Raw genomic sequence first — 8,638 nt, 5'->3', positions numbered from 1 at the left:
GCGAGGTGCTCACCGCCGATCTCGTCGTGTACGCCACGGGCTACCGGCCCTCGGACCCGTGCCGCCTGCTGCGCGACCTCGCCCGCGTCTGTCACCGCGACGCTGCGGGCCGGCTCGCCGTGCAGCGTGACTACCGCGTCGCGACCGGGCTGGAGCTGACCGCGGGCATCTACGTGCAGGGCGCCACCGAGCACAGCCACGGGCTGGCCTCGACGCTGCTGTCCACCGTCGCGGTGCGGTCGGGGGAGATCGCGGCGTCCATCGCGGCCGGCCGCCCGGTCGAGGTGCTCACGTCGTCGCGGTCGTGAGCGCCACCGCGCGCTCGGGGGCGCGCCGTGCGGGGGCGGGGCGGCCGAGCGCGCGGTAGCGCCAGCCGGCCGCCCGCCACGCCTCGGGGTCGAGCGCCCGGTACTGGTCCCACTCGGTGGCCAGCAGCACGACGTCCGCGCCGTCGCACGCCGCCGTGACGGAGTCGGCGTAGCCCAGCTCCGGGCGGATGCGCGCGGCGTTGGCCAGCGCCTTCGGGTCGTGCACCCGCACCGTCGCCATAGGCGCCGGGACGACGCAGCCGCCGGTCGCGACCTGCGCCGCAGCCCAGGATGCTCCGTCCCACCCCACCGGCCCGGCCGCCGCGCGGTCGAGGTCGAGCAGCACGGCGCGGGTCGGGGTGACGAGCACCTGGTCCGGGCTGAGGTCGCCGTGCACCAGCACCCCGGGACGGGCCACCGGCCCGCCGCGAGCGCCCGCCGCAGGTCGCCCAGGAGCCGGTCGACGCGGGCCCGCTCGGCCGGGAGCACGGTGCACACCGAGCGCCCGGCCCGGCAGGCCGCGACCAGCACGGCGGCGCCGTCGAGCACGGGGACACCGGGTGGCGGGACGGTGGCGTGCAGCGCGGCCAGTGCCTCCCGCACCGCAGGGACGTCGGCCGGTACGGGGTGCCGGCCCTCCACCCAGCCGGACCGGACGAGCCTGCCGCCGCGCGCCGGCTCCGCGGTGGGAAGGTGGTGGGCGAGTCGGCCGGGCGGGTGGGCGAGCAGGGCCGTGACCCCGACGGGAGGCGGCGCCGCATGGACCTTCACCACGACGTCCCCGGTTCGCCCCACCCAGCGGCGCACCGGGTTGTAGGACAGCACCGTGGCCTCCGGGACCAGCCGCCCGACGGCGGGGTCGCCGCGGTCGGGCACGACGACGACGCTGTCGCCGTGCACTGGGTCGCCGTGCACGGCGTTGCGGTGCACAGGCTGGCCCCGCCGGGCGGCCACGGCGGCGAGCTTGTCCGCCTTGGCGGTGCTGCCGGGGTCGAACGCGGCGACGAGCACGGCCGCGAACCCGCCCGGGGCCGGGACGATCACTCCGGCGCGCAGGCTCGTCCCCGGCTTCCACCGCAGCCGGACGGCAGCGCGGCCGAGGTCCGCGGTGGGCAGCGTGCCTGCGGTGGCGAGGAGCGTGCCGAGTGCACGGCGGTCGGCGAGCCGGGGGAGCGTGGGGGGCGGGGGCGGTGGTCATCGCGCGGCCTCCGGGGCTGCCGTGGTGGGCATGTGGGTGGACGCGGTGGCCCTGCGCTCCGGGCGCGGTACCGGCCCGGTCCGACCCCGGATCTCCTCGATCCCCCCGTCGGCGACCCGCACCACCCGGTCGCACGAGGCGAGCAGCTCCTCGTGGTGGGCGATGACGAGCACCGTGCGGTCTGCCGTCAACCGGTCGAGCGCGTGCAGCACGGCCCCGGCCAGCCGGGCGACGGTGGTCGCGAGCGTCGCGAAGTGCGCGTGCAAGTGCGTCACGCCGGACTCGCGCACCCCCCGGGCCACGTGCAGCACCTGCGCGGCGTCCGGCGCCGGGAGCGTGAGCAGCTCGGGCAGCGCAGCGGGCACACCGGGGAGGTCGTGGTGGGCCGCGGCGAGGGCGTCCCACAGGGCCGGGGCGCCGTGCACCTCCGGGATCCAGGTGACCGGGGCCCGCACCGCGGCGGCGGCTGCGGTAGCCGCCGTCGCGGCCCTTCGCGACGCCCGGCAGCAACAGCAGGTCGACGCCGTCGGGCGGCGGGAACGGGCCCGCCTCGGCGGCGCCGCTGACGACGAGGACGTCGGGCGGCGGTGGCTGGGGCGCAGTGCGCCGGCGAGGGCGAGGTGCGGCGCAGGTGGCCCAGGCCCATCGTGTCGTGGCCGTACAGCACCACGCGCTCGGTCCCCGCTCGCGCCTCGGGGTCTGCGGATTCGGCCACATGAGGAGGATCTGGCGCTCAGGTGAACGGACCCTGAGCCCGGTCGTGAAGCATTTCTCATCTGGCGGCGCGTGGTCGGTAGCGCAAAATGCGCTGATCAAGGCGCTGATGTCGTGCTGTATGGATTCAGAAGTGACGTCTGCGCCTTGATCAGCGCGGTGCGGCGGGCGGAGGGTCAGTCGTCGGTCTCGTCACCGGCGTTGTCGCCGTCGCCCGCGTCGCTGCCGGCGTCGCCGTCGGTGCCGTCGCCGTTGTTACCGCCGTCGTTGCCGGTGCCGTCGTCGCTGTCGTCGCCGCCGGGGGCGTCGCCGTCGTCGTTGCCGCCGGGTGCGTCGCCGTCGGTGTCGCCGTCGCCCGGACCGTCGCTGTCGGTTCCGTCGTCCCCGGTTCCGTCGTCAGCGCCGTCGTTGTCGCCGTCGTTGTCGGTGCCGTCTCCGTTGTCGCCGTCGGTGTCGCCGTCGTTGTCGCCGTCGCCCGGACCTTCGTTATCGGTGTCGTCGGTGCTGTCGTTGTCGCCGGGGCCGTCGCCCCCGGCATCGCCGTCGCCTCCGCCGTCGTTCTCGGTTCCGCCGTCGTCGGCCCCGTCGCCGGCTCCGTCATCGGTGGCGGTTCCCCCGTCGGCGGTGCTGTCGCCCGTGTCGCCCGTGTCGCCCGTGTCGCCCGTGTCGCCCGTGTCGCCCGTGTCGCCCGTGTCGCCCGTGTCGCCCGTGTCGCCCGTGTCGTCCGTGTCGTCCGGGGCGGCCCCGCCCTCGCCCGCCGGTGCTTCGCCCGCCGGTGCCTCGCCCGCCGGCGGAACCGGGCCGGGCGGCTCGTCCGCCGGGGGAATCGGGCCGGGTGGCTCGTCCGCGCCGGGCACGGCGGCGTCCCCGGCGGGCGCGCCGCCGGCGATCCCCTCGGCGGGGTCGGGGACCGCGCCGGCCGCGGGCGCGGTCCCGATGCCGGGCGCCTCCTGGGCCGGGGCGGGCGCCGGGGCCGGTCCGGGAGCGGCCTCCGCGGCGGGCGGGGGGACCACCACGTCCGCGGACGGCGGCACAGGCTCGACGGCCGGTTCGGGGAGCGGCGCCCCGACGGACAGTGGGGCCGGAGCGAACTCGGGGACCTCCACCCTGCTCGGGCCACCGCTCACCGACGCGTCCGCGTCGCCCGCGTCGCGGACGTAGGCCTGCCCCGGCCCGAGCCAGCCGTCGGCGAGGCCCCACGTCGCGACCCCGGCGACGACGGGAAACGCGAGTACGGTCACCAGCAGTGCCCGGCGGCGGGCGGCCTCCGACGTCAGCGGCTGCATCGGAGGAGGATGCGCCCTGGAGCCGGATCCTGCATGAGGGCGCGATGAAGAAGTCGTCATCTCACCCGTACCGGTAGCCCATGCCCCGCATGGTCGTGATCTTGTCGGCGCCGACCTTGCGCCGTAGCTGCCGGATGTAGACGTCGACGATGTTCGAGCCGGGGTCGAAGTCGAAACCTCACACGTGGTCGAGCATCTGCTCCCGGGAGAGGACCTGGGCGGGATGGCGCATGAGGAGCTCGAGCAGGGCGAACTCGCGCGCGCTGAGGTCCACCGTGCCGGTCGCGGTCCGGGCGCGGCGGGTACGCAGGTCGAGCGAGAGGCCGTCGACGCTGAGCAGTGTGGCCTCGACGACCGAGGTCGATGCGGTGCGCAGCCGCAGCCGCAGCCTGGCGAGGAGCTCCTCGAACCGGAAGGGCTTGGTCATGTAGTCGTCCGCGCCGCCCTCCAGCCCGGCGACGGTGTCGCGCACGGTGTCGCGGGCGGTCAGGATGATCACGGGCAGCGCGATGCGGGCCTCCCGCAGGTCCCGCAGCACCCCGTAGCCGTTGCGTCCGGGAAGGCCGAGGTCGAGCACCAGTAGGTCGTGGTTGCCCGACAGCGCCTCGTCGAGGGCGCTGTGGCCGTCCGCGACCACGGTGGTCACGAAGTTGTTGGCGCGCAGCCCCTTGTCGATGAACCGGGCGATCCGCGCCTCGTCCTCGGCGATCAGGATGCGGTGCATGACTCCCCTCCCGGGTCGCTCGGCAGGTGGGGTCGGGCGGCGCCGGGCAGGCGGAGCGTGAAGGTCGCGCCCTCGCCCGGCACCGAGAGCAGCTCGACGTGCCCGCCGTGGGCCTCCGCGATCGCGCTGACGATGGCCAGGCCGAGCCCGGCCCCCGTCCGGTGCCCCCGGACACCGCCGGTGGAGCCGCGGGAGAAGCGCTGGAAGATCGGCTCCCCGTCCTCCGGGCGCACCCCGGGTCCGGTGTCGCGGATCCAGAAGGTGACGTCATCGTCCTCGATCGCCGAGCCGAGCGCGATGACGTCACCGCTCGTGGTGTGCTGCACGGCGTTGTGGGCGAGCTGCACGACCGCCTGCGTCACGCGTTGCGCGTCGAGCAGGCCCTCGCCCTCGGCGATCGCCTCGAGCTGCCAGCGCCGTGGGGGCCTGCGCCGAGAGCACGCAGCAGCCGGTCGCCGGCGAGCAGGCGCGCGCCGGCGGCGGCGTCGGCGAAGAACCGGGCCCGCCGGGTGGGCGCCGGTGCGGCCGGGAGCCGCAGGCCGGCCAGCGCCGCGGCGCTGACCAGGAAGCTCGCCGCGTTGATGCCGAACGCCGGTCCGGGGCCGAGTGCGGCGTAGAGGACGCCGGCCAGCGGGGCGAGCGCGATCTGGCTGAGCACGGCGGCCGTCCAGATGCCGCTGTTGGCGGCGACGAGCTGCCGGTCGTCCACCAGGGCGGGCAGGGCGCTGTGCGCGGCCGGGTGGAACAGCACCGACCCGACGGAGAGCCCGAACGCGATCAGGTAGACGGCGACGACGTGCCCGCCCGCGACGATCAGCGCGGTGGCGAGCACGGCGCGCAGCAGGTCGGCGGCGATCATCACCCGGACCCGGGGGAGCCGGTCGACCAGCGTGCCGGCGAACGGCGCGAGCAGCAGGACCGGGACGATCTCGACGGCCACGACCGCGCTGACGCCGAGCGCCGAGCCCGTCAGGTCGAGCACCAGGAGGCTCAGCGTCACGGTCGCGACCACGTCTCCCCACTGCGACGCCGTGCGGGCCGCCCACAACCGCCGGTATCCCGGGGTGGGCGAAGACCGCCCGGAGCCGGACGCGGCGGTCGTGGGGGCCGTTCACGAGTGGCGTCAGATCGCCTGCAGCAGCTGCCGCATGCGGTCGATCTCCGCGGTCTGCGTCGCCACGATCTCCGACGCCAGCGCCTTGGCGCGCTCGTCGGCTCCCTCGGCGAGCTCCCGCCGGGCATCGGTGACGGCACCCTCGTGATGGGCGATCATCATCTCCAGGAACATGCGGTCGAACGCGGCGCCGTCGGCCGCGCGCAGCTGCTCCATCTGCTCCGGGCTCATCATCCCCGACATGCCGGACATCCCGGACATGCCGTCGTGGTGCATCCCGTCGTGGTCCATGCCGTCCCCGGCGGGCACCGGGGCGCCCCAGTCGTTCAGGAGTCCGGTCAGCGGGCCCTGCGCGGCCCTGATCTGTTCGGCGAGCGCCCGGACCTCCGGGTTCCCGCTGCGGTCCAGGGCGAGCTCGGCCATCTCGATCGCCTGCCGGTGGTGCGGGATCATCGTCTGTGCGAACCGGACGTCGGCGTCGGTGAACGGCTGACCTGCCGTGGCTGTGGCGGAGGTGGGTGCGGCGGAGGTGGGTGCGGCGGAGGTGGGTGCGGCGGAACCGGCGGGGGAGCCGGCCGTGGTCCCGCCGCCGCAGGCGACGAGGGCGAGGGAGGCGAGAGCGGCGCCGGTCGCGCCGGCGATGCGCCGGACGTTCATAATCGTTCTCCTCTGGGTGTTCGGACGGGAGGGGCGGCGGCCCGGGATGCGCCGGGCGCGCGGCTCCTCAGATCCGGAACACGCAGAGGGACAGGAACAGCGGTGGGGGCGGGGCGCGCGCGGCCGCGGAGGCGATGCAGCGTCGGGACGGCGTGCGCGGCCCTGTCGGTCGGGTGCCGCTTCCCAGGCGCCGCAGCGCGGCGGCGACGAACAGGCCCAGCAGGATCACGACGCAGCCGGCCATCACGCCGTGCCCGTCGTGGTGCCCGGCCTCGGTCAGCGCTGGTGCGCGCCGGTCGTGGGCCGCGGCCGCGGTGTGGGCCGGCGCGGGTCCGGCCGGCACGTCGATCGAGGTGCCGATCGGGGTGTGGTGGCGGCCCGCGGCGTCGGTCGACCCAGACCGTGCATCGCGACGATGCCGGCGAGGGTGAGCGCGAGCACGACGAGCCGGCCCGCGGTGATCACCGCGACGACCGATCCCGTTGCTTGCGCACGCAACGCGTCGATGATGCCCCCTCCGGCAGCCGCGCGCCGTGGCGGGCCCGGACATCCGGGCTGGCCGCGACACCGGACAAAACGTAGGATCACCGGCAGGGCGCGCCGGGAAGGCTGGTCGGCACTGGTCGACCACCTGCGCGAAAGGAGCCGGCGATGGCCTCCTCCTCCGCTCCTGGTCCCGATGAACCCGCCGAGCTGTCCTCCTGGGAGCGACGGATCCTCGCCGGCATCGAGGAGGACCTCACCTCTGACGATCCCCGGTTCGTGCAGGCGATGCGCCGGCACCGGACCCGCCGGGCGCCGGATTGGTGGCCGGTGTCGCTGCGGTGCACGGTGCTCCTGGTCGCCGGGCTCGTCGTCCTCGTCGTCGCCGCGACCCTCGTCCCCGCGTCGTGGTGGGGCCTGCTCGGGCTGATCACGACCGTCGTGCTGGTGCCGTGGATCCTGTTCTGCGCCACCGAGAAGCGCGGTTCGGGCTGACGCGGCTCCCGGACGGGTGATCGTCGCGGGTGCACCGGGCGTCGTCCCTGCTCCCACCGCCCCATCGCACAGAATGCCGGCAAGCGATCGTGCGAGGTGGACGTGTTCCTGCAGAGGCTCCGCCGCGGTGCCGCATCCCTGCTCGTGGTCGCGACCGCATTCGGCCTCGGCCCGGCGGCACCCGCCATCGACGCCCCCTTCGCCGCCGCACAGCAGCCGCCCGGGCAGATGCGCGGGGTGTGGATCTCCACGGTGGCCAACATCGACTGGCCGAGCCGGTCCGGGCTGAGCGCCGCCGAGCAGCAGCAGGAGTACCGCGCGATCCTCGACAACGCGGTGCGGTTGCGGCTCAACGCCGTCGTGGTGCAGGTGCGCCCGACGGCCGACGCGCTGTGGCCCTCGCCGTTCGAGCCGTGGTCGCAGTGGCTCACGGGTGTGCAGGGGCGGGACCCCGGCTACGACCCGCTCGCCTTCCTCGTCCAGGAGGCTCACCTGCGCGGCCTGGAGTTCCACGCCTGGTTCAACCCGTTCCGCGTGAGCAGGCAGGCCGACCCGGCCCGGCTGGTTCCGGAGCACCCGGCGCGCACGCACCCGGACTGGGTGTTCGGCTACGGCGGCCAGCTGTACTACAACCCGGGCATCCCCGAGGTCCGGCAGTTCGTGACGGAGGCGGTGATGGACGCGGTGACCCGCTACGACGTGGACGCCGTGCACTTCGACGACTACTTCTACCCGTACCCGGTGGGCGGCGAGCAGATCCCCGACGGCGCGACGTTCGCGCAGTACGGCGGGGCGTTCACCGACGTGGGCGACTGGCGGCGGGACAACGTCAACCAACTGGTGCGTGGCATGTCCGAGCGCATCGACGCGGTGAAGCCGGAGGTCGAGTTCGGGATCAGCCCGTTCGGGATCTGGCGCAACGCGTCCACCGAACCGCGCGGCTCGGCGACCGACGGCCTGGAGTCCTTCAGCGCGATCTACGCCGACAGCGTCACGTGGGTCGAACAGGGGTGGGTCGACTACATCGCTCCACAGATCTACTGGGAGATCGGCCACCGCGCCGCCGACTACGCGGTGCTCGTCCCGTGGTGGGCGGGCGTGGTGGCCGGCACCGGGGTGGAGCTCTATGTCGGGCAGGCGGCCTACAAGGTCGGCAGCACGCCCGCGTGGGACGTCGCGGAGCTCAGTGAGCACCTCACGCTGAACCGGGCGCACCCCGAGGTGTCCGGCGACGTCTACTTCAGCGCGCGCTCGCTGACCTCCAACGCCGCCGCCGCCATCGAACAGGTGGCGGCGGAGCACTACGCGCAGCCCGCGCCGAGCCCGGACGCCGAGGCCTGCCCGTCCTGATCACGACGGGCCGTCGAGCTCCGCTCCCGGCGGAAGCGCGTGGAAGCGCCGCTGGAGGTAGACCAGCGGACGCCCCGTGCGGATGGTGCCGAGCACCTCCACCACCTCGGCCGTCACGACCGTCGCCCGCCCGATGGGCACCTGCACCAGCGGGCGGCAGCGCAGCGCGACGGGCGCCTCGGTTAGAGCGTGTCCCGTGGATCATGCGGGTGGGCTGCGGTAGATCTCTTCTGTGCTTGATCGCCACGACTTGACCGACGCGGAGTGGGCACGGCTGGAGCCGTTGCTGCCCGACCGGACACCGCGACG

General features: G+C 75.1%; 9 protein-coding genes and 3 pseudogenes. 3 read left to right on the top strand and 9 right to left on the bottom strand.

Translation table 11 applies throughout. From position 1 onward, the window contains the following. A pseudogene (locus KME75_RS37280) lies at positions 1-308 on the top strand (L-lysine 6-monooxygenase); the annotation flags it as partial. Here KME75_RS37280 and KME75_RS46390 read toward each other — a convergent pair. The 8 genes and pseudogenes from KME75_RS46390 to KME75_RS37240 form a co-directional block, all read right to left on the bottom strand. Continuing rightward, positions 289-726 (bottom strand): UDP binding domain-containing protein, encoded by a 438-nt coding sequence (locus KME75_RS46390; RefSeq protein WP_308283424.1) that lies wholly within the window; start codon positions 724-726, stop codon positions 289-291. The pseudogene KME75_RS37280 and the gene KME75_RS46390 sit on opposite strands and share 20 nt — an antisense overlap. Positions 727-1,502: 776 nt before the next feature. Then, positions 1,503-1,961: a hypothetical protein gene (locus KME75_RS37270; protein WP_219419650.1), complete on the bottom strand. Its 459-nt coding sequence runs from the start codon at positions 1,959-1,961 to the stop codon at positions 1,503-1,505. A 435-nt stretch (positions 1,962-2,396) separates the two neighbouring features. Further along, on the bottom strand, positions 2,397-3,506 hold the full coding sequence (locus KME75_RS37265) for a hypothetical protein (RefSeq protein WP_219419649.1): 1,110 nt from the start codon (positions 3,504-3,506) through the stop codon (positions 2,397-2,399). Between the two features lie 61 nt (positions 3,507-3,567). Then, positions 3,568-4,230, bottom strand: a pseudogene (locus KME75_RS37260) (response regulator transcription factor). Next, positions 4,215-4,592 (bottom strand): sensor histidine kinase, encoded by a 378-nt coding sequence (locus tag KME75_RS37255; protein WP_308283423.1) that lies wholly within the window; start codon positions 4,590-4,592, stop codon positions 4,215-4,217. Before KME75_RS37255 ends, KME75_RS37260 begins: the two are co-directional and overlap by 16 nt. After that, complete coding sequence (locus KME75_RS37250) at positions 4,589-5,278, bottom strand: MFS transporter (protein ID WP_219419648.1); 690 nt, start codon at positions 5,276-5,278, stop codon at positions 4,589-4,591. The genes KME75_RS37255 and KME75_RS37250 overlap by 4 nt, the downstream gene beginning before the upstream one ends. Positions 5,279-5,353: 75 nt before the next feature. Then, complete coding sequence (locus KME75_RS37245) at positions 5,354-6,001, bottom strand: DUF305 domain-containing protein (protein WP_219419647.1); 648 nt, start codon at positions 5,999-6,001, stop codon at positions 5,354-5,356. A 67-nt stretch (positions 6,002-6,068) separates the two neighbouring features. Beyond that, positions 6,069-6,344 carry a hypothetical protein gene (locus KME75_RS37240; protein WP_219419646.1) on the bottom strand — a complete coding sequence of 92 codons (276 nt, stop codon included), beginning with the start codon at positions 6,342-6,344 and terminating at the stop codon, positions 6,069-6,071. A gap of 308 nt (positions 6,345-6,652) precedes the next feature. On the opposite strand from KME75_RS37240, the gene KME75_RS37235 reads away from it, so the two are divergent. Together KME75_RS37235 and KME75_RS37230 are read left to right on the top strand one after the other, a co-directional pair. After that, on the top strand, positions 6,653-6,979 hold the full coding sequence (locus tag KME75_RS37235; protein WP_219419645.1) for a DUF3040 domain-containing protein: 327 nt from the start codon (positions 6,653-6,655) through the stop codon (positions 6,977-6,979). 102 nt (positions 6,980-7,081) lie between these two features. After that, a complete protein-coding gene (locus KME75_RS37230) occupies positions 7,082-8,329 on the top strand; it encodes a glycoside hydrolase family 10-like protein (protein WP_308283422.1) in 1,248 nt (415 codons plus the stop codon). Here KME75_RS37230 and KME75_RS37225 read toward each other — a convergent pair. After that, positions 8,330-8,503, bottom strand: a pseudogene (locus KME75_RS37225) (hypothetical protein); the annotation flags it as partial. It abuts the gene before it with no gap. Positions 8,504-8,638: the final 135 nt, after the last annotated feature.

The organism is Pseudonocardia nigra (assembly GCF_019396355.1).
GTDB lineage: Bacteria > Actinomycetota > Actinomycetes > Mycobacteriales > Pseudonocardiaceae > Pseudonocardia > Pseudonocardia nigra.
This window is presented reverse-complemented; position numbering and strand designations above follow the sequence as displayed.